At 51.1% G+C, this 25083-nt stretch carries 32 protein-coding genes and 3 pseudogenes; 27 read left to right on the plus strand and 8 right to left on the minus strand.

The window, feature by feature from the left end; translation table 11 throughout:
- Nucleotides 1-194: 194 nt before the first annotated feature.
- The 7 genes and pseudogenes from ADH66_RS05565 to ADH66_RS05590 all read left to right on the plus strand — a co-directional run bounded on the left by ADH66_RS05565 (nucleotide 195) and on the right by ADH66_RS05590 (nucleotide 3536).
- Nucleotides 195-791: a YkgJ family cysteine cluster protein gene (locus ADH66_RS05565; protein ID WP_157130587.1), complete on the plus strand. Its 597-nt coding sequence runs from the start codon at nucleotides 195-197 to the stop codon at nucleotides 789-791.
- Nucleotides 788-907 (plus strand): annotated as a pseudogene (locus ADH66_RS21635) (YgiT-type zinc finger protein); the annotation flags it as partial. The gene ADH66_RS05565 and the pseudogene ADH66_RS21635, both read left to right, overlap by 4 nt.
- Nucleotides 908-1025: 118 nt before the next feature.
- Complete coding sequence (locus ADH66_RS05575; protein WP_066534616.1) at nucleotides 1026-1712, plus strand: hypothetical protein; 687 nt, start codon at nucleotides 1026-1028, stop codon at nucleotides 1710-1712.
- A 92-nt stretch (nucleotides 1713-1804) separates the two neighbouring features.
- Nucleotides 1805-1972 (plus strand): hypothetical protein, encoded by a 168-nt coding sequence (locus ADH66_RS19885; RefSeq protein ID WP_157130586.1) that lies wholly within the window; start codon nucleotides 1805-1807, stop codon nucleotides 1970-1972.
- 232 nt (nucleotides 1973-2204) lie between these two features.
- The gene (locus tag ADH66_RS05580) at nucleotides 2205-2537 is read left to right on the plus strand and encodes a zinc ribbon domain-containing protein (protein WP_066534613.1); all 333 of its coding nucleotides are present in this window, start codon (nucleotides 2205-2207) and stop codon (nucleotides 2535-2537) included.
- A 61-nt stretch (nucleotides 2538-2598) separates the two neighbouring features.
- Complete coding sequence (locus tag ADH66_RS05585; protein WP_066534609.1) at nucleotides 2599-3153, plus strand: hypothetical protein; 555 nt, start codon at nucleotides 2599-2601, stop codon at nucleotides 3151-3153.
- Nucleotides 3150-3536 carry a hypothetical protein gene (locus tag ADH66_RS05590; RefSeq protein WP_066534606.1) on the plus strand — a complete coding sequence of 129 codons (387 nt, stop codon included), beginning with the start codon at nucleotides 3150-3152 and terminating at the stop codon, nucleotides 3534-3536. The genes ADH66_RS05585 and ADH66_RS05590 overlap by 4 nt, the downstream gene beginning before the upstream one ends.
- Before the next feature lie 5 nt (nucleotides 3537-3541).
- Here ADH66_RS05590 and ADH66_RS05595 read toward each other — a convergent pair whose 3' ends face one another.
- The 3 genes from ADH66_RS05595 to ADH66_RS05605 form a co-directional block, all read right to left on the minus strand.
- On the minus strand, nucleotides 3542-5029 hold the full coding sequence (locus ADH66_RS05595) for a recombinase family protein (protein ID WP_084384218.1): 1488 nt from the start codon (nucleotides 5027-5029) through the stop codon (nucleotides 3542-3544).
- A 69-nt stretch (nucleotides 5030-5098) separates the two neighbouring features.
- Nucleotides 5099-6103 (minus strand): FxLYD domain-containing protein, encoded by a 1005-nt coding sequence (locus ADH66_RS05600; protein ID WP_066534603.1) that lies wholly within the window; start codon nucleotides 6101-6103, stop codon nucleotides 5099-5101.
- A 62-nt stretch (nucleotides 6104-6165) separates the two neighbouring features.
- Complete coding sequence (locus ADH66_RS05605; RefSeq protein WP_066534599.1) at nucleotides 6166-6540, minus strand: helix-turn-helix domain-containing protein; 375 nt, start codon at nucleotides 6538-6540, stop codon at nucleotides 6166-6168.
- A gap of 617 nt (nucleotides 6541-7157) precedes the next feature.
- On the opposite strand from ADH66_RS05605, the gene ADH66_RS05610 reads away from it, so the two are divergent.
- The 4 genes and pseudogenes from ADH66_RS05610 to ADH66_RS19890 all read left to right on the plus strand — a co-directional run bounded on the left by ADH66_RS05610 (nucleotide 7158) and on the right by ADH66_RS19890 (nucleotide 8969).
- The gene (locus ADH66_RS05610) at nucleotides 7158-7376 is read left to right on the plus strand and encodes a helix-turn-helix transcriptional regulator (RefSeq protein WP_066534596.1); all 219 of its coding nucleotides are present in this window, start codon (nucleotides 7158-7160) and stop codon (nucleotides 7374-7376) included.
- 361 nt (nucleotides 7377-7737) lie between these two features.
- Entirely contained in the window at nucleotides 7738-8190 is a 453-nt protein-coding gene (locus ADH66_RS05615) for a winged helix-turn-helix domain-containing protein (RefSeq protein WP_084384191.1), read from the plus strand.
- Between the two features lie 21 nt (nucleotides 8191-8211).
- Nucleotides 8212-8781, plus strand: a pseudogene (locus tag ADH66_RS05620) (IS630 family transposase); the annotation flags it as partial.
- A gap of 44 nt (nucleotides 8782-8825) precedes the next feature.
- The gene (locus tag ADH66_RS19890) at nucleotides 8826-8969 is read left to right on the plus strand and encodes a hypothetical protein (RefSeq protein WP_157130585.1); all 144 of its coding nucleotides are present in this window, start codon (nucleotides 8826-8828) and stop codon (nucleotides 8967-8969) included.
- A 22-nt stretch (nucleotides 8970-8991) separates the two neighbouring features.
- Here ADH66_RS19890 and ADH66_RS05625 read toward each other — a convergent pair whose 3' ends face one another.
- On the minus strand, nucleotides 8992-9417 hold the full coding sequence (locus ADH66_RS05625) for a helix-turn-helix domain-containing protein (RefSeq protein ID WP_066534593.1): 426 nt from the start codon (nucleotides 9415-9417) through the stop codon (nucleotides 8992-8994).
- An 86-nt stretch (nucleotides 9418-9503) separates the two neighbouring features.
- Here ADH66_RS05625 and ADH66_RS05630 point away from each other — a divergent pair, with 86 nt between their 5' ends.
- From ADH66_RS05630 to ADH66_RS05685, 11 genes are all read left to right on the plus strand, one after another.
- A complete protein-coding gene (locus tag ADH66_RS05630) occupies nucleotides 9504-9713 on the plus strand; it encodes a helix-turn-helix domain-containing protein (protein ID WP_066534591.1) in 210 nt (69 codons plus the stop codon).
- 57 nt (nucleotides 9714-9770) lie between these two features.
- Nucleotides 9771-10001: a hypothetical protein gene (locus ADH66_RS05635; protein ID WP_066534589.1), complete on the plus strand. Its 231-nt coding sequence runs from the start codon at nucleotides 9771-9773 to the stop codon at nucleotides 9999-10001.
- A gap of 45 nt (nucleotides 10002-10046) precedes the next feature.
- Nucleotides 10047-10268, plus strand: coding sequence for a hypothetical protein (locus ADH66_RS20585; RefSeq protein ID WP_088364379.1), 222 nt, complete (start codon nucleotides 10047-10049; stop codon nucleotides 10266-10268).
- A gap of 53 nt (nucleotides 10269-10321) precedes the next feature.
- Nucleotides 10322-11167 carry a GH25 family lysozyme gene (locus ADH66_RS05645; protein ID WP_066534584.1) on the plus strand — a complete coding sequence of 282 codons (846 nt, stop codon included), beginning with the start codon at nucleotides 10322-10324 and terminating at the stop codon, nucleotides 11165-11167.
- A 2-nt stretch (nucleotides 11168-11169) separates the two neighbouring features.
- The gene (locus ADH66_RS05650) at nucleotides 11170-11376 is read left to right on the plus strand and encodes a hypothetical protein (RefSeq protein WP_066534582.1); all 207 of its coding nucleotides are present in this window, start codon (nucleotides 11170-11172) and stop codon (nucleotides 11374-11376) included.
- A gap of 62 nt (nucleotides 11377-11438) precedes the next feature.
- Complete coding sequence (locus ADH66_RS19895; protein WP_157130584.1) at nucleotides 11439-11957, plus strand: hypothetical protein; 519 nt, start codon at nucleotides 11439-11441, stop codon at nucleotides 11955-11957.
- 108 nt (nucleotides 11958-12065) lie between these two features.
- On the plus strand, nucleotides 12066-12761 hold the full coding sequence (locus ADH66_RS19900; RefSeq protein WP_066534579.1) for a putative immunity protein: 696 nt from the start codon (nucleotides 12066-12068) through the stop codon (nucleotides 12759-12761).
- A 320-nt stretch (nucleotides 12762-13081) separates the two neighbouring features.
- On the plus strand, nucleotides 13082-13726 hold the full coding sequence (locus tag ADH66_RS05670; RefSeq protein WP_066541601.1) for a hypothetical protein: 645 nt from the start codon (nucleotides 13082-13084) through the stop codon (nucleotides 13724-13726).
- On the plus strand, nucleotides 13726-14181 hold the full coding sequence (locus tag ADH66_RS05675; RefSeq protein WP_066534575.1) for a single-stranded DNA-binding protein: 456 nt from the start codon (nucleotides 13726-13728) through the stop codon (nucleotides 14179-14181). The genes ADH66_RS05670 and ADH66_RS05675 overlap by 1 nt, the downstream gene beginning before the upstream one ends.
- Nucleotides 14182-14284: 103 nt before the next feature.
- A complete protein-coding gene (locus ADH66_RS05680; RefSeq protein ID WP_066534570.1) occupies nucleotides 14285-14635 on the plus strand; it encodes a hypothetical protein in 351 nt (116 codons plus the stop codon).
- Complete coding sequence (locus ADH66_RS05685; protein ID WP_236757198.1) at nucleotides 14605-16686, plus strand: YodL domain-containing protein; 2082 nt, start codon at nucleotides 14605-14607, stop codon at nucleotides 16684-16686. Before ADH66_RS05680 ends, ADH66_RS05685 begins: the two co-directional genes overlap by 31 nt.
- Before the next feature lie 522 nt (nucleotides 16687-17208).
- Here ADH66_RS05685 and ADH66_RS05690 read toward each other — a convergent pair.
- From ADH66_RS05690 to ADH66_RS05700, 3 genes and pseudogenes are all read right to left on the minus strand, one after another.
- Nucleotides 17209-17937, minus strand: a pseudogene (locus tag ADH66_RS05690) (relaxase/mobilization nuclease domain-containing protein); the annotation flags it as partial.
- Nucleotides 17898-18227 carry a plasmid mobilization protein gene (locus ADH66_RS05695; protein ID WP_066534560.1) on the minus strand — a complete coding sequence of 110 codons (330 nt, stop codon included), beginning with the start codon at nucleotides 18225-18227 and terminating at the stop codon, nucleotides 17898-17900. The gene ADH66_RS05695 and the pseudogene ADH66_RS05690, both read right to left, overlap by 40 nt.
- A gap of 264 nt (nucleotides 18228-18491) precedes the next feature.
- Complete coding sequence (locus ADH66_RS05700) at nucleotides 18492-18833, minus strand: helix-turn-helix domain-containing protein (protein WP_066534557.1); 342 nt, start codon at nucleotides 18831-18833, stop codon at nucleotides 18492-18494.
- A gap of 209 nt (nucleotides 18834-19042) precedes the next feature.
- Here ADH66_RS05700 and ADH66_RS05705 point away from each other — a divergent pair, with 209 nt between their 5' ends.
- The 5 genes from ADH66_RS05705 (at nucleotide 19043) to ADH66_RS05725 (ending at nucleotide 24252) form a co-directional block, all read left to right on the plus strand.
- Nucleotides 19043-19726, plus strand: a complete 684-nt coding sequence (locus tag ADH66_RS05705; RefSeq protein ID WP_066534556.1) for a response regulator transcription factor — start codon at nucleotides 19043-19045, stop codon at nucleotides 19724-19726.
- Nucleotides 19727-19785: 59 nt separating this feature from the next.
- Nucleotides 19786-20745: a sensor histidine kinase gene (locus tag ADH66_RS05710; RefSeq protein ID WP_236757233.1), complete on the plus strand. Its 960-nt coding sequence runs from the start codon at nucleotides 19786-19788 to the stop codon at nucleotides 20743-20745.
- Nucleotides 20746-20830: 85 nt separating this feature from the next.
- Nucleotides 20831-21496 (plus strand): ABC transporter ATP-binding protein, encoded by a 666-nt coding sequence (locus tag ADH66_RS05715; RefSeq protein ID WP_066534547.1) that lies wholly within the window; start codon nucleotides 20831-20833, stop codon nucleotides 21494-21496.
- 14 nt (nucleotides 21497-21510) lie between these two features.
- Entirely contained in the window at nucleotides 21511-23997 is a 2487-nt protein-coding gene (locus ADH66_RS05720) for an ABC transporter permease (RefSeq protein WP_066534545.1), read from the plus strand.
- Nucleotides 23998-24063: 66 nt separating this feature from the next.
- Nucleotides 24064-24252: a hypothetical protein gene (locus ADH66_RS05725; RefSeq protein ID WP_066534543.1), complete on the plus strand. Its 189-nt coding sequence runs from the start codon at nucleotides 24064-24066 to the stop codon at nucleotides 24250-24252.
- Nucleotides 24253-24547: 295 nt separating this feature from the next.
- Here ADH66_RS05725 and ADH66_RS19905 read toward each other — a convergent pair whose 3' ends face one another.
- Nucleotides 24548-24985 carry a hypothetical protein gene (locus tag ADH66_RS19905; RefSeq protein WP_157130583.1) on the minus strand — a complete coding sequence of 146 codons (438 nt, stop codon included), beginning with the start codon at nucleotides 24983-24985 and terminating at the stop codon, nucleotides 24548-24550.
- Between the last annotated feature and the right edge of the window lie 98 nt (nucleotides 24986-25083).

The following is a 25083-nucleotide window of genomic DNA, read 5'->3' on the forward strand; positions in this document are numbered from 1 at the left end:
GCCCCTCCACGAGGCCTGCCAAATCATGCAGCTCAGCGGCTTCCCTGCCGAGGACTGGCAGGACACTCTCCCGGACGAGGGAGGAAATACGGTGAACGGTTTTGGTATGGAACTCAGCGAGCATCTGCTCCGTAAGGGCCTGGGCTTTGCCTGGATGCGGCAGATCATTGCCCCGGAGGGCCTGTGGCTGGTAGGTGTTTACGATAAAAAGGAGCACTTGTCTGAACACGCTGGACGCATATCGTCTGGCAAAATATCTCCGCGGCCGTGGGCAGTCGGTCACCTGCTTGGACGAAATCTTTGTCCGTTATGCCGAGCCGGTGCCCCTGGACAAATCGGGGTACACGGTATATATGCTCAAGACCACTGGCCCGGACGACGCCTGTATCTTCCTCAAGGACAACCGCTGTACCATCCAGCAGGCCAAGCCGACCGCCTGTCGGCTCTATCCCTTTGTGGCAGAGCCAACGCCGGATGGGGGCTGCAAATTTCTGCTGAGTATGGAGCAGAACCACCATTTCAAAGGAGGACAAGTCCAAGCCGGGCGGTGGATGAAGAAATACTTCTCCCCGGAGGATAGAGAGTTTATGCGGATCGACATAGGTTCCGCGCCGGTGATTGCCCTGCTTATGCGGAAGGTCCCGGCCTTGGAGCAGAAACGTGCGATCATGCAGTACCTCTGGTATAGATTCTCTGACTTCGACCTGGACAGGCCGCTGGTGGAGCAGTACAGGCAGAATACCATCAAGCTGGTAGCAGCGCTGAAAGAAATGCAGGAGGTATCAACATGATATGTCCTCACTGTGGAGGCTTGCTAAAAAAGGACATCACAAACAATGTTACACCCCGGAATGGCCAGTTCATTGTCATTTGCGGCGTCCCATGCTATAAATGCGTGGATTGCGGCACTGTCCTTTACAGGGGACATGTGATGCAAAGGCTGGAAAAGATGGTGAATGACACGCCAAGAACTGCCGGGAATGTCGTTATACTGGACTATCCCGATTCAGATATGGAGGTATATAATGGACACTGACCGCAACGAACACCAAATCATCCGCAAAGACGCCCGCGCCTGTTTCGTGGAGACCCTGAACGATTCCTTCGAGTTCGGTAAGGTGCATTTTTGTTTTGCAACCTACGACATGAAGCTCCCGGCAGGCCAGCGGCAGACAAATTCCGTGCATATCTATATGGCGATTGACGAGTTTTTGGAGCTCTGCCGCAAGCTTTGCTCCGGCGAGCTACGGCATATGATGGCCCAGCGCCTGAAAGAGAGCAACAAGGAACCGCTTTACAAATGCCTGGGCGGTACTTCGGCTGAGAAGCTTGCGAAAATCAACCGCTCCCGGCCCGATGGCATGAGCCTGTCCCGCACAGCTGAGCTGGTATGCGGCAAGAACGGAAATTTTCTGTTCGTAGCCAGCAGCGGCCCCGGCGAGACCAAGAAGACCGGGCTTATCGTGCCGCGGTTTGGGAACAAGCCTGAAAACCATGTCTCAGTGAGCATGACCTACGAAAGTTTCAGCGGACTGATGCTGACGACTAAAGCCCACTATGAGGCGTGGCTGGCGGCTTGGTATTTCAGGCAGACGGCAGTGAAAAGGGAGCCCCCTCACAAATTGGAGCGGATTCCGGCACAACCGAAAGAGAGCGTCCCCGAGCCGGTATACTCTGTTGAACCGGGGTATGGGGCGGTGGCGATGTTCTAAAGTGCATATTAACGGCGTGGCCTTTGGGCTTCGCCGTTTTTTTGTTGCTAAATGCAGTTGAATCTGGTATAATATCCCCAAAAGGAGTGGATATGGTGGAGCCAGTTTACTATACAGTCGATTCGATAAACGGTGATTACGCCTACATGACCAGCGATGACGGTGTGGAGAATCAGGTTGCCATGTTTCTTCTGCCGGAGGGGACGGACATTGGCAGCAGGCTGTTGTGGGAAAATTTTGAGTGGACTTTGATAGAGTGACCACGTTGGGTGGCATTGCTATTTTGACTGTTACGCATGAAAATTTTGACGATGAACTCAAGAAATATTTGAAAAACTGAGCGATTTCCGCGTAAAAAGTTGCGTTTGCCTATATTTTGCCTATGTCAAGCCGATGACACGGAAATGAGAATCTGCTATAATATTAGCGTGGAAAGCTGGCCGATACCCCGGGCCGGCTTTTTAAATATTATTGTGGAAAGGCTGTTGAAAAATGAAATATTGCCCTTATTGCGGCGCGTCCCTCCCGGACAGCGCCGTATCTTTTTGCCCGGAATGTGGGAAATCCCTGCCGAAAAGCACTGTGGAGAAGCCCCCCAAAGAGAAAAAGAAGAAAGAAAATCCTGTAAAAACCAAAACCCGGCCTGAAAAAACCGAGCCACCTGTTGAGGACGGTTACGACGGCTACTACGACGACCGCCTCCCCATAGACGAAGGCCACCACCGGAACGGCCTGGACAAGGGCATCATCAAAAAGGTAGCAGCGCTGATACTGTGCCTGCTGGTGGTGATTGGGGCTTGTGTTGCAATTTTGTATGTGATTTAAGTTGTAAAGCGCTTTCGCTGTTCGTGTAGTATGATAAAATCTCTGAAAAGGAGCAAAAACCATGATTTACATATCCAAAGGCAGCTCAAAATCCAGCCTGCATAAACCCTTAAAAGTGACTCATTGCGGCAAGACCATCCAGCTCTCCGGCCTCCAGGCCGAGCTTTGGCGCAAGGGCCGGTACGAGTTCGCGGCCGCTCAGACCAAGGCCGAGGAGCTGGCTCTGGCCAACCTCTCCCGAGCCGGGCTTGCTGAAATCCAGCAGGAGAACACTGCCGCCTTTCGCTACTATACACTGACCAGTTGTGTCCTTTGTCCCACCCGGCGTCCTGGCATCGGGCTGAGTGCCAAGGAAAAGGAACTCCTCTGCTGGCTGAAGAAGGCAGGGCTTCGCATGACCGTTGCCGAACTGGTCTACCTACGGAGCAGGAACATCCACCCCACCCGCAAGCTACTCCGAGCAAGAAACCGGCAGGCGCTGGTAGAGAAAATCTACAACCCCCACAACATCGCGGATAACCTCTTGGAGCAGCAGATGGAGTCGACTGGCTGCCGGGACGAGGTGGTGGCTGACCTGTTGTCGCTGCTCAGAAAAAAGAGGCTGGTGCTGCTGTGAAATCGACCTGGGAGAAATTCAAAAAACTGCCGGAGCCGTTGCGGAGAGTAATCGGTTTGCGGATGATAGTTGGCGGCGCGGCGCTCGTGCTTTCTATTATAATGTGGGCTATTACAGGCAACATCACCCTGGCAATTCCCTGTGCAGCGCTTGGGGCGTATCTGTTGGTCAGCGGCGGTCTGCTCGTATATCGCAATTCCCTTTGTATCACCGGCATGGTCAAAGAAATTATCACAACAGGAATCCGCAAGCGCCCAAAATATCTGTTGCTTGAAATTGAGGAGGGTATTATTCAGTTACCAGCAAACCGAAAACATTTCCCGGCAAACAGCTCTGTAACGCTATATCTTGCTGCAAACACACCGGTCTATGAGAAACATTAACCGCTCTATAGGTAAATGGGCAAAAGAAACAGCGTCAAGTGGAACTCGGCGGGCTTTGCGCCGGGTTCCTTTTTGTATATGACCTTCTCCAGCACGCTTTTAAGCAGTTCGTTGCGCTGCTGGGAATCCATATCAAAGTAGGAATCGAGTACCTCTTGTATGCGTTCCGCCATTTTTGGCACGTTCAGCTGTTCCCTGGGGCGTATGTCTGTCCGGGCCTTCTCCAGGTCAGCAATACGTTGTGAGAGGGCAGCGTGGCGCTGAAGAAAAGTATCTGTGTCGTATACTCCCTGCTCCACTAAATCGTACAGCCTGCTGTCCTGGGCCTTGGCCGTGGCTATCTGCCGCTCGATGGCCTTTAGGGTCTGGGCGGTGTTATCCTCTCCGGGACTTTCAGAGCCAGCGTTTTGAACAAGCTCGTTCATCTCCTCCCGAAGCCGGGAGATAAGCGCTTCCTCCACCAAATGCAGCTTGCTTGAGACGATACATCCCCGCTTCTGGCAAAGGAGCATGGGCCCGCCCCTTTTATCCGCCTGACGCTGCATATTGTGTCCGCAGTTGCCGCAGACGATAAGGCCGGCCAGAGGGTTTTCTATAACGCCGGTAAAGCTTGGTGAGCGGTGACGCTTCGCAAAGATTCCCTGTACCTGCTCAAAGGTCTCTTGAGGTACTATGCCCTGGTGCAGACCGTCGACTATGGTCCAGCTTTCCTGGGGGTTATATATAGTTATGTGCTTGCCGCCGCTCTGCCTGCTGGGGCGGATGTGGGTCTTGCGGTCCCATACTATATGGCCGGTGTATACCGGGTTCTGCAAAATATTCCTGATGGTGGTACGGCTGAATTGTACGTCTCGCCGGGGCTTTGCGCCCAGAGAGTTTATGCGGTCGGCGATGCGCTGGCAGCCCATACCTGAGAGGTATAGGTCAAATATCATGCGAACAAAGGGGGCCTCCTCGGGGTTTGGCTTAAGAGAGGGTGTCTTGCCGATACGGGTCTTTTCATACCCATACGGCGCGTTTGCAATATACCCGCCGCTTTCCACCGTGGCCTTTATCCCCCGGCGCAGGCGGCGCTTTATCATCTTGTACTCCTGCCGCCCCAAGAAGGTCTCAAACTCGGTATAGGTTTCGTCATTTTCATCTGAGAGGTCGTACACCTTGTTAGGGGTGATAATCTTCGTCCCCGACAGTTTGAAAGCGTCCAATATAGCCCCCTGGTCGCTCATGGACCCACGCCCCAGGCGCTGGATATCCATACAGAGCACACCGTCATATACACCCTGCTCCACAGCCTCCAGCAGCTTCAGCATTTGCGGCCGCGCATAGAGACTGTCCCCAGAGGCCACCTCCTCGAACACGTCCTCCGGCGCAACGACAAGGGCATGTTTAGCCATACACTGCCGCAAAGCTTCCCGGTGCCGTGCCAGCGTGACCTCTATGGGTTCGCTCGGATCATCCGCCCGGCTTTTCCTCAAGTATTCAGCATAGCGCATTTTTGTCACCTCTTTGGATTTTTGGGTATGGAAAGGCCCGCCCCTGGGTGGGAGCGGGCTTTTTATTGCTTAATCAAACTGATACTGCTTTTTTGCAGCGATAACTTTATAATCTGCTATATCGGCATATTTAACATTATGCATAACAGGAAGCGCACTCGCACTGAATGACACGGTAGCCCCAGCATTTACATCATGCACGTTTGTCCCGAAAATCCCGATTGGGTTCCCATCAGCGTTGTATAGCATAATGCTTGCCCATACCATTTTGTCATCTTCATCTGTATTGTTTGTAATCCTTCCTGTTATAGTGCCATTGCCAAACTCACCCTCAGTTAAAGACAAGTCGCTAACTTCATATCGTACAATATCGTTTTTTGACTTGCGAACGTTAAGGTGTGGAACAAAAACATAATCCATATCAGCGGTAAGGGTGCCATCAACTGGTGCGCCATTGGCGTAGTAATAACCTTTCTCGCCGGGAGCAATAATATCGGGGTCTTCTGAACCTAGAGAAAATATATTAGACGTTCCAAGCAATTTTCCCTCAGAATCTTCAAAATCATATGAAGGACTATCTAAAAATAAATTGTACTTACTTGTGTTTTCAATTTCAATTATTACGTCACAACACAGGTTTCCTATGCTGTTTACGTACACGTCATGTGTTTGGTATGTGATTTTATATAATTCATCACTTTCGGATGGTTCACCGGCTGCGCTGTTTTCCTCAACTTGGGACGATTCATCTTTTTTTGTCTCTGGTGATTCAGAGGATGGCTGTGTTTTAGCAGGCTCTTTTTTGTCGGTGGTGGGTGCACCGCTATTGGCCGAAAGCCCGAAGCCAAAGCCTAAAAAGAAAATAAACAAGGCAAGAGGAATCTGCCACCAGCGAAACGCGCCCTTCGGCTTGCTTTTCTGCTGCACGGTTTTAGCGGCAGCGGCAGGCTGTTGGGCTCTCGAAGCGGACTGAGTAGGTACTTGCTGTCTGTAAGTAAATATAGCTCCACAGGTGCCACAACTTTTTGCGCCGGAAGGAACATTCCCGCCACATCTTGGACATGTCATTTTCATTCCTCATTTCCTTTTATATTCTTCTATAATTAAATGTTTGATAATACCTTTGCTTGTATACTCTATCCAATAGCTTTTTCCCGTATCCCCTTTTCAGATTCTTTATGAAAGAATGGCTTTAACGCAGTATCAACGATTAGCTTCGTGTCATCATTGGCCTTGCGGTAAGCGAGTGCCACGTCTCTTTCGTGTAAAGACAACTTGGGTGTATCTTGACTTTGTCGGATGTATTCTGGAGTAGGGTCATCTGTGCGGCCAAGAAGATAATCAGCTGAAACATCGCATATGAGAGCAATTTTAATAATTAAATCTGATTTGGGGTCATGATTACCTTTTTCATATCCATTTAAAGTGCTTGGAGCGACTCCAATTTTTTGAGCTAACTCCTTTTGGGTAAGACCAGCACGTTCTCTCGCTAATTTAATGTTAAATTCCATATAGTCCCCCCTTTGCACGGTTACCTTGACCCTCTCTATAGTAGCGAAATTTTTTTCTTTTGTCAAGAGCGCAAATTCTAATTTCTCAAATTTCTTTTCGGAAAGGTATTGACAAATTTGAAATACTTGAATATAATGTACTTAGATTTGAGATTCTCAAATCAATTTGCAAGCAGCTTTGACAAGGGAAAAGCAAATCGCATCTGTAGGCTTTTTACAGATGCGACTACTCCGAATTTTGTTACCAGAACACGTTGCAGGGCTTTCATCCTGATGGCGTATGTTTTTGCCGAGCACACTCGTTTGGCCATCAGTGGCATACCCCTTTTGATCTGGGCGGAACCAGTACATATGCCGGTGTCGATGAATCTTCACATGCAAAAGCCACATGCTTCTATGACGCGCCGTTTCACTTTAGCAGTTTCGGTTCAGCTATTGCCCCTTACGCATGACGCCGCTTTCACAGTCTGGAACGTCTGGGCAAAAAGAGTGCCTTGCCGATTTCTCCGCATGGCATCATCCCCTTTCTGCCCCTAAAAAGGGACAATAGCATTATAGTGAAATGTTTTTCCCTTGTCAAGCGTTTTATAACGCTGTATGAGAAAGGAGCGACACAAATGGATTACCCGAATATAGAAGCCGAACGAGCTCGTCTTGGCCTTACGAAAGACGAACTGGCCGAACGCTTGGGAGTAAGCCGTAAAACTTTGCTAAATTGGCAAACTGGCAGAACTGAGATTCCTAGTGGCAAGCTTATTAAGCTTGCATATATGTTTGACTGCACTATCGACTACCTGCTGGGCGTAGACGTTCGGCCCCAGGACAGGGCGGGGTGAAAAGCAAACGTGCCCACAGGCCTTTGTGAGCACGCATACTCTAGACTTTTTTTACCAGAACGCCTTGCACCTTCAGACCCTAACAGCACGCGTGTTGCTGGCTTTCCTGCCTGTTAGTGATAGGCTGCTACCTTAATCCGGGCACGCAGTTGACTATCTGCCTGATCTGTTGGACGAGTAAGGCCCCACGCTTTTTCCCGGAAGCTTTTACCACTTTATAAAGCGTTTCCGCTTCCTGATGCCAGCAGGAAGCGGAAACTAGCAAAGCCCATTGCATACTCAACGAGCTTGCATGAGGACATTATATTATTCCTGAAAAACGACCTAGAAAAAAGCAGTAGAAAGTGGTAAAATAGAGAGTATGGAATACATAGATTTACGAAAACTGAAAAGTGGAGAACTCAAGCAGATACGCCGGCAGGTCGTACGCCTCAAAAAGATGGGGAAAACCGGGAAAGAAATAGAGGAATTAACCGGAGTACGGCAGAGTCGCGCCAGCGAAATATGGACGGCATATAAGCGAGAGGGAGACAAAGCGCTGGAACCGAAGAAACACGGATTCCAGAAGGGGACGCATCTGCTTCTGACACCGGAGGAGCAGGCGGAAATACGGGAAACGATTGTTACCCGCCGCCCAGAGGAATTCGGCATTCCTGGGAGTCTGTGGACGCTGAAGAAAGTGTGTGCATACGTCTGGAAAAGGTATCGGAAAAAGATCTCGGACGGCAGTGTGTCGGATTATATGCGGCGCTGGGGCTTGACGTGCCAGCGTCCGGTCAAGCGTGCCCGGAAACAGAATCCTTCCCGTATCTAAAGGTGGCGGGAGGAAGAATATCCGGCCATCGACCAGCGGGCCAAGGCAGAAAATGCCGTGATTTACTGGGGAGACGAGACTGGAATCGACAACTGCTCGAACTGTGAGCGCGGGTTTGCACCCAAAGGACAGCCTCCTGTTCTGTCGGTGGAAACGAAAAGAGAGAGGCTGAATATGCTTTCCGCCCTGAGCAGGCAGGGGGACGTTCGCTTTATGATGTACGAGGATTCCATGAACCAGCAGCGCCTGATCCAATTTATGGACCGGTTGATTCGGACCTCCAACCAAAAGGTTTTCCTGATTTTGGACAACTTAAAGGTGCACCACGGGAAGAAAGCCGCAGCCTGGCTAGACAAGCATCGGGATAAAATCGAGCTGTTCTTTCTGCCGCCCTATGCTCCCGAGAGCAATCCGGACGAATATCTCAATCACGCGCTGAAACTTTCGGTCCATTCTGGCGACTTACCTCGGACCATATACGATATCCGCCATAAAACTACTTCCTTCATGCGAACATTACAACATTCTCCTGATAAGGTCTCCGCTTTCTTTCAACATAATCAGATTTCCTATATTCTTGTTCGGGGGTAATACCACTTCCTCCTGCGGGCCGCAAGACGAAAGGAGGAATTTTCTTGAAGCTGAGAATCAATTTTCACACAGGCACCACATTCCTGCTGGAATGGGAGCCCATGGACGGCGGCAGGTTCTACGCCATCGTGGGACTAGTGGCCGTGGCGCTCATGATGGGATTCTTTTATGGGCTCGTACAATTGTGACATAGGACAAACCGACACCATCTCACACATACAGCGGAAAGAAAGTCAGCGTAAAATGCTCCTGGCCGTCCTTTTCCTTATACTCAATGTTATCCAATGTAGCACCGACAACCGCCATAAATTGCCTTTCGGACAGCTTGTCCAATGGGACAGGAAAATCATTCCAAAAGGGCTCCTCTTTCACGATTTGTTTGCATATATAGTCGTGGTGCTTCATCACCTTGTCCCAACAGGCAAATGGACCGCGGCCCAAAAGGTAGTCCAGTGGAACATCGAAATAATTTGCGATTTGAGTTGCAACCTCGATGGAAGCTGAGCGCTGTCCGCTTTCTATCATACTGACAGCAGATTTTCCTATTCCAAGATTATTACCCAAAGCCGTTTGCGATATCTTTTCATCATTTCGCAGCTTTCTGACGCGTTCTCCAAAAATTTTAGAATCAAACATAAAATATCCCCCTTGACAGTTCACTATAAGTGTACTATAATATAGCCGTTCACTGAGAGTGAATAAATCAAGAGAAAGGAGGCTCCATGGATTTAGTTATAAAACAAGAGCGAATCGCGCGAGGGTGGACGCAAGAGTTTGTTGCTCAGCAGGTAGGCGTGAAAAAGCCAACTGTTTCAATGATTGAGACTGGGCAAAGGAAACCTTCGTATGATGTTCTTGTAAAACTTCTTGATTTATTCGAATATGATGACCCGCGATTGCTGTTTGCACCAGCTCAGGCGGGCAGCAAGTGAGCACGTTCACTAAAAGCATACCACGACACGAACGAAAAGGCAAGGGGGAAAAAGCAAATGACGGTCAACACGCTGCTGAAAATGTTAGACGTTACCAGGAATACGGCAGATACCTATATCGTGAACATTGTGATGGACGGCTATGGCAAGCCGCTGAATGCGAAGGTGGAGACCATACGGATACATGGCGGCGGCATGTTTATTACGTCGGTCGGCACGGATAACGATATTATGCCCGGCGAAGAGAGAAAGAAAAAGCGCTCTCGTTCCTGCGTCTGCGGTAAGTAATAGGACAATCCCAGACCGAAATATACATTTTGCGAGGTGATAAAAATGTTAGATAAACGCGGTAGAGACATCGGCGAGCCGAAGACTCTTGTTTGTTACGCCGAGGCAACCCCGGAAACTGTGGCGATTAACCGTTTCGGGATCAGTGACACGCTGTCGCGCATACATACGCAGCTTTGGGGATGTCCCCGCAAGTGCACAGTGTTGTACCATGAGACAAAGCCAGAAGGCTACGGCATACCCCACGGCGACCCTCCGCCGTACTGATGTACGCCCTTCGGGGCGAGGGACAAGCTCTTATAATAGAAAGGAAGGATAAAATGGCTCTAAAAAAATTCGGCGTTGACATCTCCGAATGGAACAATGCTGTTGACTTCGGCGCTTTGAAGCGCGCGGGGGTCCAGTTTGTACTTATCCGCTGCGGTTTCGGCAGCGATTCCCACGACCAAGATGATAAACAGTTCTTTGAGAACGTGCGCAAGGCCGAAGCTGCCGGTATTCCCTGGGGCGCTTTCCTCTACTCTTACGCCCTGGACACTGATATGGCGAGGAGCGAAGCCCAGCATATGCTCCGGCTGCTGGCCGGCCGCAAGCCTGCCTATGGGGTATGGTACGACGTGGAGGATGATCTGCAGGCCGGTGCGGACCTTGTGAGCATATGCGAGGTTTTCTGCAAGGCCATGGAAGCGGCAGGGCTTTATGTCGGGATCTACTCCATGGTGGTGTGGCTGGACACCATACTTGACAGCCCCAGGCTTGACAAATATGACAAGTGGGTGGCCCAGGTGTATGACGTCTGCGAGTACAAGAAGCCCTACGGCATTTGGCAGTACAGTCATACTGGCGTTATCGAGGGCAAGGAGTTTGATATGAACTATGCTTATAAAAATTATCCGGCGCTGACAAGCAATAAGAAGGAGGACGACGAAATGACAGACGAAAAATTTGCCGAGCTTATGGAGAGATACCTGAAGCGGCAGGCCCAAAAGCCCGCAAGCAAGTGGGCAGAGGGGAATATCGAGAAGGTTAAGGCGGCGAAAGTGATGTTAGGCGACGCAAACGGCAATTTCCGGCCGCAGAGCTTTATCCCTCGGCAGGAGGTGGCGACAGCATTGGCCAATATCTTGGACAAGTTGCCAGAGGCAAAAGCGGCGGGGGAGGAATAACCATGGATATGCTGAACCTGTTTATCCTCGGTCTCCGTGTGGCGACACTTTTCTTCTTCCTCTGGTATTTTGCAGAAAAATGCTGCGCCCTTTACGCCGCCCGCAAGGCCAAGGAGAAGCGTCGGGTACGGTTTCAGACGGTCTGGGGTTCAAGCTTATGTTGCAATGATGAGCTGGATAATATCATAACGGCGAAGGAGGATTACTAATGACACCAACCGTATGTGATTATTTTGGCGTGATCAAGTTTTAATTGAAAGGATAGTAAAACATGAAAAGTATAAGTTTAGAAGAATTCAAGGGTTTTAGACCGTGCTGGCTGGAGACGGCTGCGGGAGCAAGGAGGCTGGAGGAGATAGGGAGCCGAAAGAAGCGGTGGACGGCTATGGATATCCTGGACTTGCCGGAAGACGAAGTAAGCGCGGAGGATAAGATATGGGCAGTAACGAAGGCCGGGCTTATTGAGGAGCAAAAGCTGCATGAGTTTGCTTGCCGGTGCGCGGAGGAAGCGCTGAAGCTAGTGGAGGACCCTGACCCAAGGAGTGTTGCGGCAATAGAAGCAAAGCGGAAATGGCTTAAGGGCGAGATCAGTGATGAGGAGCTTGACGCAGCCTGGGCCGCCGCCAGGGACGCCGCCAGGGACGCAGCCAGGGCCGCAGCCTGGGACGTAGCCTGGGCCGCCGCCAGGGACGCCGCCAGGGACGCAGCCAGGGCCGCAGCCAGTGACGCAGCCAGGGACGCAACTAGAAAAAAGCAGGTTGCCATACTCAGAGAACTGATTATAGACTAAAGGAGAAAGGGGCCAATACAATGAGCTTTTATATAACCTGCCCCCACTGTGGGGGACACTGCGAATTTAATCTGCCGAAAAACTGGTGAAAAGGAGCTGAAAATAGTCATGAAAAGTATAAGTTTAGAAGAATTCAAGGGTTTTAGACCGTGCTGGTTGGAGACGGCTGAAGGAGCAAGGAGGCTGGAGGAGATAGGGAGCCGAAAGAAGCGGTGGACGGCTATGGATATCCTGGACTTGCCGGAAGACGAAGTAAGCGCGGAGGATAAGATATGGGCAGTAACGAAGGCCGGGCTTATTGAGGAGCAAAAGCTGCATGAGTTTGCTTGCCGGTGCGCGGAGGAAGCGCTGAAGCTAGTGGAGGACCCTGACCCAAGGAGTGTTGCGGCAATAGAAGCAAAGCGGAAATGGCTTAAGGGCGAGATCAGTGATGAGGAGCTTGACGCAGCCAGTGCCGCAGCCAGTGCCGCCGCCAGGGCCGCCGCCAGTGCCGCCGCCAGTGCCGCCGCCAGGGCCGCAGCCTGGGACGTAGCCTGGGCCGCCGCCAGTGCCGCCGCCAGTGCCGCAGCCAGGGACACCGCCTGGGACGCAGCCTGGGACGCCGCCAGGGACGCAGCCTGGGCCGCCGCCAGGGCCGCCGCCAGGGCCGCCGCCAGTGCCGCCGCCTGGGCCGCAGTCTGGGACGCCGCCAGGGACGCAGCCAGGGCCGCAGCCTGGGCCGCCAGGGACGCAGCCAGGGCCGCAGCCAGGGACGCAACTAGAAAAAAGCAGGTTGCCATACTCAGAGAACTGATTATAGACTAAAGGAGAAAGGGGCCAATACAATGAGCTTTTATATAACCTGCCCCCACTGTGGGGGACACTTGGACCCCGGCGAGAGGTGCGACTGCCAGGATAAAAAAGAAGAAACCGCCCCCCGGCGGGGACCGGGAAAGCGGCAGGAAATATGTTCAGCTTTATTTTACCACCGGGACCGTGGTAAGTCAAGGCTGAATGACAAAAATCGCTATAAAGGAGCGTAAAAAATGCACTATAAAATGTATGATCCTGATAACCCGAGATTGTCCATAGATGTGGATATGGACGGCGGCGGGCTGGTATGGGAGGAAGGATAGGTGACAGGCATGGACAATATGAGTATATATAACGCTCTGCGTACCCCGCCGAAAGAGGCGCTTACGCCTATTACGGAAGGGCGCATGAAGGGAAAATCTGACATTTCGCCTATGTGGCGTATCAAAGCCCTTACCGAGCGCTTTGGGCCCTGTGGGATAGGGTGGAAGTATGAGATGACCCGGCAGTGGCTGGAAACCGGCGCGGAGGGCAGTATAAAGGCCTTTTGTAATATTTTGCTTTACGTCAAATACGAGGATAAATGGAGCGAAGCGATACCTGGCACCGGCGGCAGCTCGTTTGTGGCAAAGGAGCGTAACGGACTTTACACCAGCGATGAGTGCTACAAGATGGCCCTTACCGACGCCATATCCGTGGCCTGCAAGGCCCTGGGCATGGCGGGGGACGTCTATTGGCAGAACGACCCTACCAAATATATAGAGCGCCCGCAATCTGAGCCGGACAAGCCCGGCCCCATCTGTAACCGCTGCGGCAAACGGTTACAGCCTGTCAGAGGCAGGGACGGCAGGACCCGTACCCCGGAGCAGACTGCGGACTATTCGCGGAAAACTTACGGACACGTGCTGTGTATGAACTGTCAGAAACAGGAGAGGGAAAATGATGGGGCGGCTGGTTATAGAGGAGGAGAGCGGTAATGCTTAACACCGTCGCACTAATGGGCCGCCTGGTAGCCGACCCGGAGCTCAAGACCACCCCCAGCGGTGTAAGCGTTACCAGCTTCCGCATAGCCGTAGACCGCTCCTACAGCCCCCGGGAGGGCGGCGAGCGCCAGGCGGACTTTATTGACATCGTGGCCTGGAGAGGTACCGCTGAGTTTGTGTGCAAATACTTCCAGAAGGGCCAGATGATAGCCCTCCAGGGCCGCATCCAGACCCGCAGCTATGAGGACAAGCAGGGCAATAAGCGCATGGCGGTGGAGGTCGTGGCGGAGAATGTTCACTTCTGCGGGTCAAAAAGGGAGAGCGGGTCAGGCGATACATATGCCGCGCCACAGCGGCAGGAGACCCCTCAGAAGGAGTCTCAGTGGGTGCAGCAGGCGCTTTCGGGGGAGATGGAGGGGTTTGATTCAGAGGAGGATCTACCATTTTGATTTGCAGTGAGGGTGACAGGCCAATGACATACATAAAGCTGTTCGTGGACTATCTGGACGCCATAGAGCCCCTTGGGGACGCGGAGAGGGGGAGGTGAGGCCTTTGCCAAAGGAAAGTAATGGGCGGAAGTACTTTTTCTATCTGAACACTTTTTACAACTGGCAGAAAACGAACTATGTGTCAGGGACTGCGAAACTGCTATATTACGAAATCCTCGGGTTATTTAATGAGGCCAAGTGGCCTGAGTCTATTCAGCTGGATAACTACCGCCTTATGTGGATGGTTGATACCAGAACGGAAAGGGTAGCCATTGCGGCGAGGGATAAGCTGGTCAAGCTTGGATTCATTAAGTACAGGAAGGGACATAAGGGCAGTCCGAATGAATATATACTGGCAGAATATACCCCTCAAAAAGTCAGTATGTGGAGCTGCACGACGGCGCGGACAATATGAGCGGCTACATGGGCTGGTACTATGTGACCCTGGCCGTTGACGGGAAAATCTGTACCCACCTGGAAACGGGGCTGGCCCACGACATCGCCAGCGGCAAGGTGAGCGATGCCCCCACAAGGGAGGATTATTTTACCGCTGGGACGCTGAAAGAAGATCAGGTTGACTATGTAATGAACAATGTGGGCTTTTCCTCTACCTCCGATTTGTACTCCCTGCCCCTCAATGACGATGTGAGGGAGCGGGCGGAACGGACGCTGGCGGAACGGGAGGCCCAAGCCGCCCCGCCCACCGTGGAGCCGACGCCGGAGGGCATTTCCGCCGAGCTGTACGACCTGATGTGCGCCTATGACCCGGAATTTATGAAAGACTACGCCAACCGGGAAGATCAGATTGGCGGGACGATACGGGAAATGCAGGCGGTTGGCCCCACGTCCTTTGAGCTGGTGATCGTGGGCATCCGGGACGATGAACAGGCCCCCGCCGCCCTCCGGGAACGTGCCGCCGCCCTGATGGACGCCATCGACCGCTACAAGGAGCTGAACAACACCTTTTCCATCTATCAGATACGGGGCGGGCCGGAAACACGGGATTTCCGCTTTGAGCCGTACTACCGCCTGCTGGCGACCGGGCGGACGGTTGACCCGGCGAATTATGACCTGGTATATACCGCCCCGCTTCGGGACACCGACACCCTGGAAAGCATCTACCGCCAATTCAACACCGACCACCCCGCCGACTTCACGGGACACAGCCTTTCCGTTTCTGATGTGGTGGTGCTTCGCCACGGCGACCGGCAGGAGGCCCATTTTTGCGATGATGTGGGGTTCCGGGAAGTGCCGGAGTTCTTGCGGGAAAATCCCCTGCGTACCGCCGAGCTGTCCACCGAGCAGAACGAAAACATGATCGACGGTGTTCTGAACAATGCCCCGTCCCCCGGTGAGGTCGCGGCCAAGGAGGAAGCCGGGGAGCCGGTTGCCGAACAGCCGCCGCAGGCCGAGGCCACGGAGCAGGCCCCCGTTCATTATTACACCATCAACGAGGGAGCGGCCCGCCGCGCCAAGGAAGCCAACAGCTTTTACGACTACCAGCCCGGCAGCGCCACGGCGGAGTACCGCGGCATGGTGGACAAGGCAGTGGAGATCGCCCAGCGGCAGAAGAAGCGGGTTGACCCGGAATTTCACGATAAGATAGACCAGCTTCTTGACACCTACGCCCGCCTGCTGGCGCAGAACATGAACAGGGGCTATGAGATCGCCGCCCGCGTCCCCTCCGTGATGATCGCCGGGCCTGCCAATTTTCCTGTGAAGAAAAAACAGAAGCAGCTTGCCGCCGATGATAAAAATATGGAGGAATGGCGGCACATTCAGGGCTTGCTTGACAAAATCCGCAGTATCGGCATGGGCGGCATCAGCGCCGACGACCCCAACGCCATTGAGAAGCTGCAAGCCAAGCTGGAAAAGCTGGAAGCCCAACAGGAAATGATGAAAGCGGTGAACGCCTACTACCGCAAGCACAAGACCCTGGAGGGCTGTCCCCATCTCTCCCAAAAGAGCATTGAGGCGTTTCAGTCCGGCATGGCCGAGGGCGGCGGGGGTAGCCCCTTTTTACCTTGGCAGTTGTCCAATAACAACGCTGAAATCCGCCGCCTGAAAGCACGCATCGAGCAGTTGACCCGCCAGCGGGAAAATGTCTTTGTGGGCTGGGAGTTCGACGGCGGCACGGTGGAGATCAACCGGGAGGCCAACCGCCTGCAAATCTTCTTTGAGGGCAAGCCCGACGAGGCCACCCGGAACATCCTGAAAGAAAACAGCTTCCGTTGGTCGCCCAAGGCCGGGGCGTGGCAGCGGCAGTTGAACGATAACACCTTTTGGGTGGTTGACCGCATTTCGTTCCTGCGGCCCCTCTCCGGCGAGAAGCCCAGCGAATTGCAGGCCAAGGCCCGGCAAGCACAGCAGGAAAAGCCCTCCATCCGGGCGCAGTTGAAAGCGGCCAAGGACGGCCAGCAGCCGAAAGCCCCCACCAAGGATAAATCGCAGGATTTGGAGGTGTGACGATTGCGAAAATATGAGGATGTGGACATCATCGCCTCCCTGGGGGCGGTGATGGAGCTGAACACCGAGCATTACAAGAGCGACTTCCGCTATGACATGGAAATGTTCATGGAGGCGGCGCGGCATCCCACCGAGGAAAATACCCATCTGCTGTGGCTGTCCCGCCGCTGTGGAACCGAGTGCTTCCGGGAGCGTGACGTTTATCTGAAAGAGAGCCAGGCAAGCCACACCTGGGCGTTCCACGCTACTACGGGGGACAACATTTTGGCCTACGCCGTGGAGATCACCGGCCTGCGGGACGGCAAGGTGATGGGCAATCTGTATGAGCTGGACTACCGCCAGCACGCCGCCAAGCTGGGACAGCAGGCGCTTCCCATTCAGGAAGTCAGCCTGAAATTTGAGGACGGAACCGAAACCCGCTGTTCCTATGAGCAGTACGATCACGGTATCTATGGGATGGTGGCGGAGCATGGCAAGGTGGTGAGCAGGCACTATGAGCCGGAGAGCGAGGACGCCTTGCGTGGCCCGGCCCTGGATGCGCTCGGTGATTGCTTCCTCGGTGTAGGCTTCGCCCAGCGTCTTGCACCTGGTAAACCGCTCCTGGCCGGGGGCGCGAAACGACACGAATTTCCCCCGCTTGATCTCATAGCCCTGCCTCTCCATGAGCCGCAGAAAATCGTCAAAATCCTTGGCCTGGGGGATAGCGGCGTCGATGGCGATTTTCAGCTTTGCTTTCCAGCTCCGGCCCTGCCGCTTGGCATCCCACTCGGCATAGGACTGGCCCCTGTCCCGGCCCGGCTTCACCACGGATAGACCCTGCTCCCGGCACAGCCGGTCGCTGGTGCGCCGGATGAACGAATAGCTTTGCTTGTTGGAAACGTACTTCCGGCAGTTCACCATGTCCACGGCACAGAAAATGATGTGATTATGGACATGGCCCTTGTCGATGTGCGTTGTCAGCACATAGGGATATTTCCCCTGCAAAACCTCGTCGGCCAGCCGCCGCCCGATCTCATGGGCCTGCTCCGGCGTGGCCTCGCCGGGGGCAAAGGACTGTATCAGGTGATGGGCCAGATTGTTCCCTTTCTGCATCGCCTGGGCCAGCAGCATTTCAAACTCTATATCCGCCGTTTCATAGGAACAGCCAAAGGAGGACACCAGCATTTTGTTCTCGGTTTTCTCCGGGTTTTCGATGTAGTCAAGAGCCTTTTTCAGCGTTGACTTGATAGGATGTATCTTTGTAACCGCCATATCTCCGCCAGTGCCCCCTTGATGTCCTCCATGTCCTGCGCGTACACTGTGCCGGTGCTGTTCACCCTGCGGGCGATCTGATTGACATTGACACCGATCTTCTGTATCTCCGCCGTCTGCGCCCGGATGTCGCTGGTGTCCACGTTGACGATATAGCCGTCAATCAGCATCTTCCGGGCATAGGCGGAAAAATTGGCCGTATGGAGCAGGGCCATTTTCTGCTGTATCAACGCCTGTTCCTCCGCCGTCACCGGGACACGCAGCACGATCTTCCGCTTCCTGTTCGCCATGCGTCACCTCCGTTCTGCATAAGGGTTTGGGATTATCCCAACAAGCGAAAACGGACACGGCCCGGCAGGGGCCGGGGCGGGCCGTTTTCCGGGAGTGTGGCTACACTCCCTATGCTTGCTACGTTACCCCTCCCCCCGTTCCGCTTCCTCTGTCCTCCGTACTAATAAAGCGAATTGGAACACCCAAACTGTGCGCCAACGGCTGGAAATTTCCGAAAAAGCGCAAAAAAATAGAAGCCGCTCTGCGTTCTCGCAAAGCGACCTCTATTTGCTTTCGATAGCCCCGTCTAATGCTCCCTCAATGACCAGCAGATGTTCTTCTGGACACATCATCACCTTGCGGCTGATGCGCTGGCGCTGGTCGTGTTCCTCCCCTGCGGTAAGCTGGTTGAAATACTTTGCGGCGGGAAGATTGAAAATTTGAATGAGCTGTATTATGACTGGTAGCGCCGGTATGATGTGGTTATTCTCAATGTTGATAAGATAGACCGTTGAGATACCCGCCATTTCAGCGGCCTTTTGCCTGGACAGCCGCCGCTTTTTCCTCGCCGCCTTGACATCCTCCCCAAAGGGTTCAAAACCGGGACAATCCTGAATGTTAGCCATATTGTATCACCAATCTATATTGTATACTTTGCTTTTTGACTTGGAAACAAAGTATACAGAGCAGGTTCTAATCTTTATTGTTTACATTCTGGGTGTTGATTTATTCGCCGTATCTCCGTAAAATTAGACTGTGTATTGCAGTACGAAAACTGTTGTGAGGTTTCTGTAACATTTTCATGTTACCCTAATAAGGGAAAGGAAGTGAGGCCATGAGGCTTTTAGTCGTTGAGGATGACCGCCTTTTGAACAATACCCTTTGCTACAATCTTTCAGCGGCGGGCTACACCGTGGACGCTGCTATGTCAAAATCAGCGGCGGTCAATTTCTGTGAAGTGCAGGACTATGATCTGATCGTGCTGGATGTCAATTTGCCTGATGGAAACGGGTTTGATTTCTGTATGGAAATCAAAGAGCGCCGTCCAGATACCGCCGTGATTTTCCTGACGGCAAACGACATGGAGAGCGATATGCTGAAAGGCTTTGAGTTGGGAGCGGACGATTATGTGACAAAGCCGTTTCCGATCAGCGTATTCCGAAAAAAGGTTTCGGCCCTGCTGGGCCGCATCGAGAAGCAGACAGGCGGCGATTGCTACACAGACGGTACACTATCCGTCAATTTCTCGGAATTGACCGCCACCCTCGCAGGGGAGCCGGTTATCTTTACGCCGTTGGAATACCGCTTGCTAAAGGTGCTGGTAAGAAATCCGCAAATCGTTCTAACCCGGCAGGCACTTCTTGAAAAGCTGTGGGACGCAGACGAAAACTTTGTAGATGAACACGCCCTAACTGTTGCAATCAGCCGCATCCGGGGGAAAATTGAAATAGACGGTCTGCAATATATCAAGACCGTCTATGGCATGGGCTATATGTGGATTGGGGGGATAAAGAAGTGAATGTTTCCATCAACCGCGCCTGTGCGGTAGGGGCAGCCATTTTAGCTTTGCTCTCCATTATGACCATTACAGCGGCTTTCCTCTTTACCAGAAATCCGGCTATCGTGTGGCTGGACCTGCTGTTTATCCTGCTGGTGTTCATCTGTGTAGTCCTTTTCGTGGCCTTTCTGCGCCGGAAGCTAGTGTTGTTTTCGGACAGGCTGTGCGAAACAATAGACAGTATGCTGGACGGGGCATCGGCCCCTCCGCAGGTCTATGAGGAAGAAAACCTGTTTTATAAAATCAATCACCGGCTTGTCCGCCTATATGAAGTTATGCGGGAGAACCGGGAGAGTGTAGCAAAAGAGCGGGCCGATTTGCAGGAATTGATCTCCGACATTTCCCATCAAGTAAAAACACCGATTGCAAATCTCCAGATGGTAAATGCCACTTTGCTTGAACAGTCTGTGACAGAAGAAAAACGTCAGGAGTTTTTACAGGCATCCAGCGGCCAGCTTGACAAATTAGACTTTCTTATGCAGGCCATGATAAAGACCTCCCGCTTGGAAACCGGCGTGATCTCGTTGGACAGAAAGGTGCAGCCGATCTACGATACCTTGGCGGCGGCGCTGGGCGGTATTCTGCTGAACGCCGAAAAGAAAACAATTCATGTCAGCGTAGATTGTCCATCCGATATACTGCTGGCCCATGATAAGAAATGGACAAGCGAAGCCCTGTTTAATATTTTGGACAATGCGGTGAAGTACACGCCAGAGGGCGGCACTATTCGGGTGTCCGTCCAAAGCTGGGAGCTGTATGTGAAAATTGACATTGCAGACAGCGGCAAGGGTATAGCGGAGAGCAGACAGGGGATGATTTTCAAACGCTTCTATCGGGAGGAAGAAGTACACGACATTGAGGGCATCGGCATTGGGCTGTACCTGGCCCGTGAGATTATCTCCATGCAGGGCGGCTATATCAAGGTGACTTCAACAGTAGGCAGCGGTTCTACATTTTCTGTGTTTTTGCCTCGCGGATAAAAAGTCTGAAATCTTAAGGGGTCGTGACATTTCTGTGACAATTGGCTGTTATGATAGCGGCATCACAGAGAGGATGGTGCTTACCATGAGCATTTTGCAAACAACTGATCTCAAAAAATATTACGGCACAGAACCGAACATCACAAAGGCGCTGGACGGCGTGACCCTCTCCGTTGAGCAGGGAGAATTTGTCGCCATTGTCGGAACATCTGGCAGTGGGAAGTCCACTCTGCTGAACATGATGGGCGGTCTGGATGTGCCGACCTCCGGTAGCGTCAGGGTGAAAGGCAAGGCGCTGGCTGAACTGAACGACGAGCAGCTTACCATTTTCCGCAGGCGCAACATCGGCTTTATCTTCCAGAATTACAACCTCGTCCCTGTTCTGAACGTCTATGAAAACATTGTCCTGCCCGTAGAGCTGGACGGCGATACCGTAGATCAGAAATTCATGGATGAAGTCGTGCGCCTGCTGGCCCTGGGGGATAAGCTGAACAGTATGCCCAACAATCTGTCTGGCGGACAGCAGCAGCGTGTCGCCATCGCCCGCGCTCTCGTTTCCAAGCCCGCCATCGTTTTGGCTGACGAGCCGACCGGCAACCTGGACAGCCGGACGAGCAGCGATGTACTGGGGCTTTTGAAAGTCACCAGCAACAAATTCCATCAAACGCTGGTGATGATTACCCACAACAACGAAGTCGCCCAACTTGCCGACCGCATTATCCGCATTGAGGACGGCAGAATTTCCAAATAAGGAGGGCGCAGACGATGAATGATATTTTATTTGGCAACAACAATGGAGCCATCATTAATAAGCTGGCACGACGCAGCTTCCATCGCGAGCAGCAACGAAATTTATTTGCCATCATCGCTTTGGCCTTAACTTCATTTATGATAGCCACAACATTCAGCATCGGCTTTAGTTACTTTGAAACCTACCAAATGCAACAAATTCGTTTAATGGGTACTACCGCAAATGTTGGGATTACAAATGTAACGGACGAGCAGTTGGTTGAGATTGAAAGAGCAAGCATTGTCCTTGACGTAGGCATACAGCAACGTTTGGGCAGCATTGACACGCAACAACTGCAAAGCGCAAGATTAGGTATGGTATGGATAGATGATACAGAGTGGGAAGCCCACCGTCTGCCTACTATATCAGGTGTTGTAGGAAATTACCCGTCAAGCAAAAACGAAGTTATGCTGCCTACATGGGCGCTTGGACAGATGGGCATTTCTGATCCGCAAATAGGAATGGAAATTGCATTGTCGTACCAAATCGGCAATAGCTACGATTATATTACCGATACTTTTTCGCTGTCAGGATATTATACAGACTACATTTCAACACGCACAAATAATCGTGGCTATGTTTATGTTTCAGCCGCTTTTAAGGATAGTCTAAACGTATCGCTGGACAATAGTGTTACCGCTATGCTCCGTTTCCAAGGAAACGATAATGTTGACAAAAACTGTGAGAGATTGCAGCGCAAGATTGACTTTACAGAAAAGCAAACATTTGAAATTGTACCATTAGGACAAGCAAATGGTGGGTCTATTATTTTAGCTGTGATAGTTTTAGCAGTTTTTATATCTTTTAGCGGCTACCTGCTGATTTACAATATTCTCTATATCTCTGTCGTAAAAGATGTGCAATTTTATGGTCGCCTTAAAACGATTGGAACGACCAAAAGGCAAATCAAGAGAATAATTTATAAGCAGGCAATCAAAATCTCTTGTATTGGCATTCCGACTGGCCTGTTACTCGGTGCAATTGTTTCTTTTGGTGTCGTTCCTTATTTCCTGAATATGATGTATTCGACAAATTCCGATGTGGGAACAAAAGTGTCCTTTTCACCGTTTATTTTCATAGGAGCGGCCATATTTACATTCATAACAGTTATGTTTGCAAGCATGAAGCCTGCCAAAATTGCCGGGAGCGTTTCACCAATAGCAGCACTTCGATATACAGCAGCCAGCACAAAGACCAGCATCAAAAACTGCGGCAAAATGAAGTTATCCAGAATGGCGTGGAACAATGTTTTTCGGAATGTTAAGAGTACCACCCTTGTTTTTGCGTCGCTATTTTTCGGACTTTCTTTGTTCCTGGTCGTCACGGGGCTATTACATGGTTTAAGCCCGGAGAATTACGTGAGCCAATGGGGAGTAAGCGATTTTGCACTCACATACAGTATCCACGAAAATGAAGATTTAATTTCCAGTGAAATGGTTTCAGAGATAAGCCAGATTGACGGCATTGAGAATTTGCGGCTGACCTATGCGCCTTATCCTCAAGTAACGGCAGAAGTTTTATACGATGATACCGTATTTCATGACTTCCTTATGTCGTTAGACGGAGTAAGCGACATTGATTTTTCTGATCCGGCAAAGTTAGAAAATTATCAGCAAAACTTTTTCAGCGGGATTTTTGGAATTGACAGCGCATATTTAGAGGAAATCAATAAAACCTTAAACTCGCCTGTTGATATGTCTGCCTTTGAACAGGGGAATATTGTGCTTCTGTCCAAAACGGTAGAAGGTCTTATTCAACCGGGACAGGAAATAACAATCCAGACGCAGGACGGACAACATTCCTTTATTGTAGCGAATGGTTTTCTGAATGACGGCTTCCGAGCAGGTGGTAGCCAAGAGCGTGGGACGGCTCCTGATTTGTATATCAGCCAAACGGCATTGCGAGAACTTTTCCCACAGTATAGAGTATTCCGGGTTGCCTTTGATACGGATGGGCAGCAGGACGAAAGTATACTGCAAGAGTTAAAGCTAATCACCGCATCGCGCTCTAATATTGATGTTATATCCCGATATGAACGGCGAGAAGAAATGCGGGATTATCTTATTACAGCAAAGGTTTTAGGAACAGGGCTGTCCGTAATCTTGTTGCTGGTTGGGGTAATGAATTTCGTCAATACAATGGTTGTCAATGTAAACACGCGGCGCTATGAATTAGCTATCCTTGAAAGTGTTGGAATGACAAAGCGGCAAATCAAGCGGATGTTATCTATGGAGGGTTGCTACTATTGGGGTGTTTCAATTTTCCTTGTGGCAACCGTTGGAACAGCTATCTATACTGTGCTGTTTATGATATTTAGCCAGGTGGCTTTTTACGCTGTTTTTTCCTATCCAGTTATCCCCTTGGTGTTAGTGGCTGGAATGGTGTTGCTTATCTGCTTTATGGTGCCAAGATGGACATACAAAGCTGATATTCAGCATCCGCTTATGGAACGATTAAAGTAACATAGTATTCTGCTGGATATACAAAACAATTATGCAGGATAATCCATCAACAAAGGAGAAAATGATATGACTAAAAAACATTCAAGAATTATTGCTGTCATTATGCTGGTGATTGCAGTAATATTTATCGGCATTGCTTTGAACAATCCGCAAGCAAGTTTTCCATGGAGCAACACGATTACCTATATTTTTTATGGAATATATATCATCGTAATGATGGTGCTATTTGTTGCGCCATTTAATAAATCAAAATAACACCACAGCGGGTACACAAAACAAATCGGAAAAAAATATTATGTTTTGAAAAACCGGGGAAATTTCCCCGGTTTTTCAAATGTCACCGTTTTGTGACATTTGCGCTTGTTATCTTGTCGAAGTCGGTTGAGGCGGTGACATTCTTGTGATATTTGTGATTTAGAATAGAGATCAATAAAAAGAAATCTGCCCAGCGGCAGAAAAGAAAAAAACCGCTGCTGGGCAGACCGATTTCCCATGCCTATTTATTTCATGCGGCGGTTTTAAGAGATTAAAGCCGCCGTTCTTTTTGTCTTCATAGAGAGCGACGCGGTAACGCTGGCAGGTGCGGCGGCTGACAGGAGGCAGCCGCCATGAAGTACATAGCCGTTCGACACGATGCGACAGCATTTGAACCGTCAAAGGCGTTTGTACTGTCTTCACTGATAGTGTCGTTAAAATAACGGACGATATTTCCATCATAGAGAAATCGGTCTTTATCCTTGTCGTAACTCAACCCAAACTCGTTATAAATGGAATACTGCTCTGCAATTTCCTCACGCCGAACCTTTTCTTCCTGTGCCCGTTCTTCATCTGAAAGCTCCTGATTTGTTTCCACGGCTTGGGCTGAGCTTTCATAAGCCGCTTCATTTGGTACAGAAGTTTTCGGTACTTCTGCCATAACCGTGCCGCATCCAGCAAGGCAGCAAACCGCAAATAATGTGGGAAGTACATTTGTTATTCTTTTTTTCATTTCTTTATACCATCCTTTCTTTGAATATATCCGAAGTATAGCAGAGGACTTTGTGATAGATTTGGGATTTATTTGTGATTTGTGTGTAGATAGCAAAT

It is taken from the genome of Acutalibacter muris, assembly GCF_002201475.1.
GTDB classification, from domain to species: Bacteria; Bacillota; Clostridia; order Oscillospirales; family Acutalibacteraceae; genus Acutalibacter; species Acutalibacter muris.

Bases quoted from the DNA above. Each gene is read 5' to 3' on its own strand.
- ADH66_RS05715 (WP_066534547.1), top strand. From the start codon at position 20,831: ATGAGCATTTTGCAAACAACTGATCTCAAAAAATATTACGGCACAGAA.
- ADH66_RS20585 (WP_088364379.1), top strand. From the start codon at position 10,047: ATGTTAGATAAACGCGGTAGAGACATCGGCGAGCCGAAGACTCTTGTT.
- ADH66_RS05670 (WP_066541601.1), top strand. From the start codon at position 13,082: ATGGACAATATGAGTATATATAACGCTCTGCGTACCCCGCCGAAAGAG.
- ADH66_RS05675 (WP_066534575.1), top strand. From the start codon at position 13,726: ATGCTTAACACCGTCGCACTAATGGGCCGCCTGGTAGCCGACCCGGAG.
- ADH66_RS05630 (WP_066534591.1), top strand. From the start codon at position 9,504: ATGGATTTAGTTATAAAACAAGAGCGAATCGCGCGAGGGTGGACGCAA.
- ADH66_RS05600 (WP_066534603.1), bottom strand. From the start codon at position 6,103: ATGAAAATGACATGTCCAAGATGTGGCGGGAATGTTCCTTCCGGCGCA.
- ADH66_RS05615 (WP_084384191.1), top strand. From the start codon at position 7,738: ATGGAATACATAGATTTACGAAAACTGAAAAGTGGAGAACTCAAGCAG.
- ADH66_RS05695 (WP_066534560.1), bottom strand. From the start codon at position 18,227: ATGGCGAACAGGAAGCGGAAGATCGTGCTGCGTGTCCCGGTGACGGCG.
- ADH66_RS05645 (WP_066534584.1), top strand. From the start codon at position 10,322: ATGGCTCTAAAAAAATTCGGCGTTGACATCTCCGAATGGAACAATGCT.
- ADH66_RS05720 (WP_066534545.1), top strand. From the start codon at position 21,511: ATGAATGATATTTTATTTGGCAACAACAATGGAGCCATCATTAATAAG.
- ADH66_RS05705 (WP_066534556.1), top strand. From the start codon at position 19,043: ATGAGGCTTTTAGTCGTTGAGGATGACCGCCTTTTGAACAATACCCTT.
- ADH66_RS19905 (WP_157130583.1), bottom strand. From the start codon at position 24,985: ATGAAAAAAAGAATAACAAATGTACTTCCCACATTATTTGCGGTTTGC.
- ADH66_RS05585 (WP_066534609.1), top strand. From the start codon at position 2,599: ATGATTTACATATCCAAAGGCAGCTCAAAATCCAGCCTGCATAAACCC.
- ADH66_RS05725 (WP_066534543.1), top strand. From the start codon at position 24,064: ATGACTAAAAAACATTCAAGAATTATTGCTGTCATTATGCTGGTGATT.
- ADH66_RS05635 (WP_066534589.1), top strand. From the start codon at position 9,771: ATGACGGTCAACACGCTGCTGAAAATGTTAGACGTTACCAGGAATACG.
- ADH66_RS05580 (WP_066534613.1), top strand. From the start codon at position 2,205: ATGAAATATTGCCCTTATTGCGGCGCGTCCCTCCCGGACAGCGCCGTA.
- ADH66_RS05700 (WP_066534557.1), bottom strand. From the start codon at position 18,833: ATGGCTAACATTCAGGATTGTCCCGGTTTTGAACCCTTTGGGGAGGAT.
- ADH66_RS05650 (WP_066534582.1), top strand. From the start codon at position 11,170: ATGGATATGCTGAACCTGTTTATCCTCGGTCTCCGTGTGGCGACACTT.
- ADH66_RS05605 (WP_066534599.1), bottom strand. From the start codon at position 6,540: ATGGAATTTAACATTAAATTAGCGAGAGAACGTGCTGGTCTTACCCAA.
- ADH66_RS19900 (WP_066534579.1), top strand. From the start codon at position 12,066: ATGAAAAGTATAAGTTTAGAAGAATTCAAGGGTTTTAGACCGTGCTGG.
- ADH66_RS19895 (WP_157130584.1), top strand. From the start codon at position 11,439: ATGAAAAGTATAAGTTTAGAAGAATTCAAGGGTTTTAGACCGTGCTGG.
- ADH66_RS05575 (WP_066534616.1), top strand. From the start codon at position 1,026: ATGGACACTGACCGCAACGAACACCAAATCATCCGCAAAGACGCCCGC.
- ADH66_RS05710 (WP_236757233.1), top strand. From the start codon at position 19,786: ATGACCATTACAGCGGCTTTCCTCTTTACCAGAAATCCGGCTATCGTG.
- ADH66_RS05595 (WP_084384218.1), bottom strand. From the start codon at position 5,029: ATGCGCTATGCTGAATACTTGAGGAAAAGCCGGGCGGATGATCCGAGC.
- ADH66_RS05610 (WP_066534596.1), top strand. From the start codon at position 7,158: ATGGATTACCCGAATATAGAAGCCGAACGAGCTCGTCTTGGCCTTACG.
- ADH66_RS19885 (WP_157130586.1), top strand. From the start codon at position 1,805: ATGGTGGAGCCAGTTTACTATACAGTCGATTCGATAAACGGTGATTAC.
- ADH66_RS05625 (WP_066534593.1), bottom strand. From the start codon at position 9,417: ATGTTTGATTCTAAAATTTTTGGAGAACGCGTCAGAAAGCTGCGAAAT.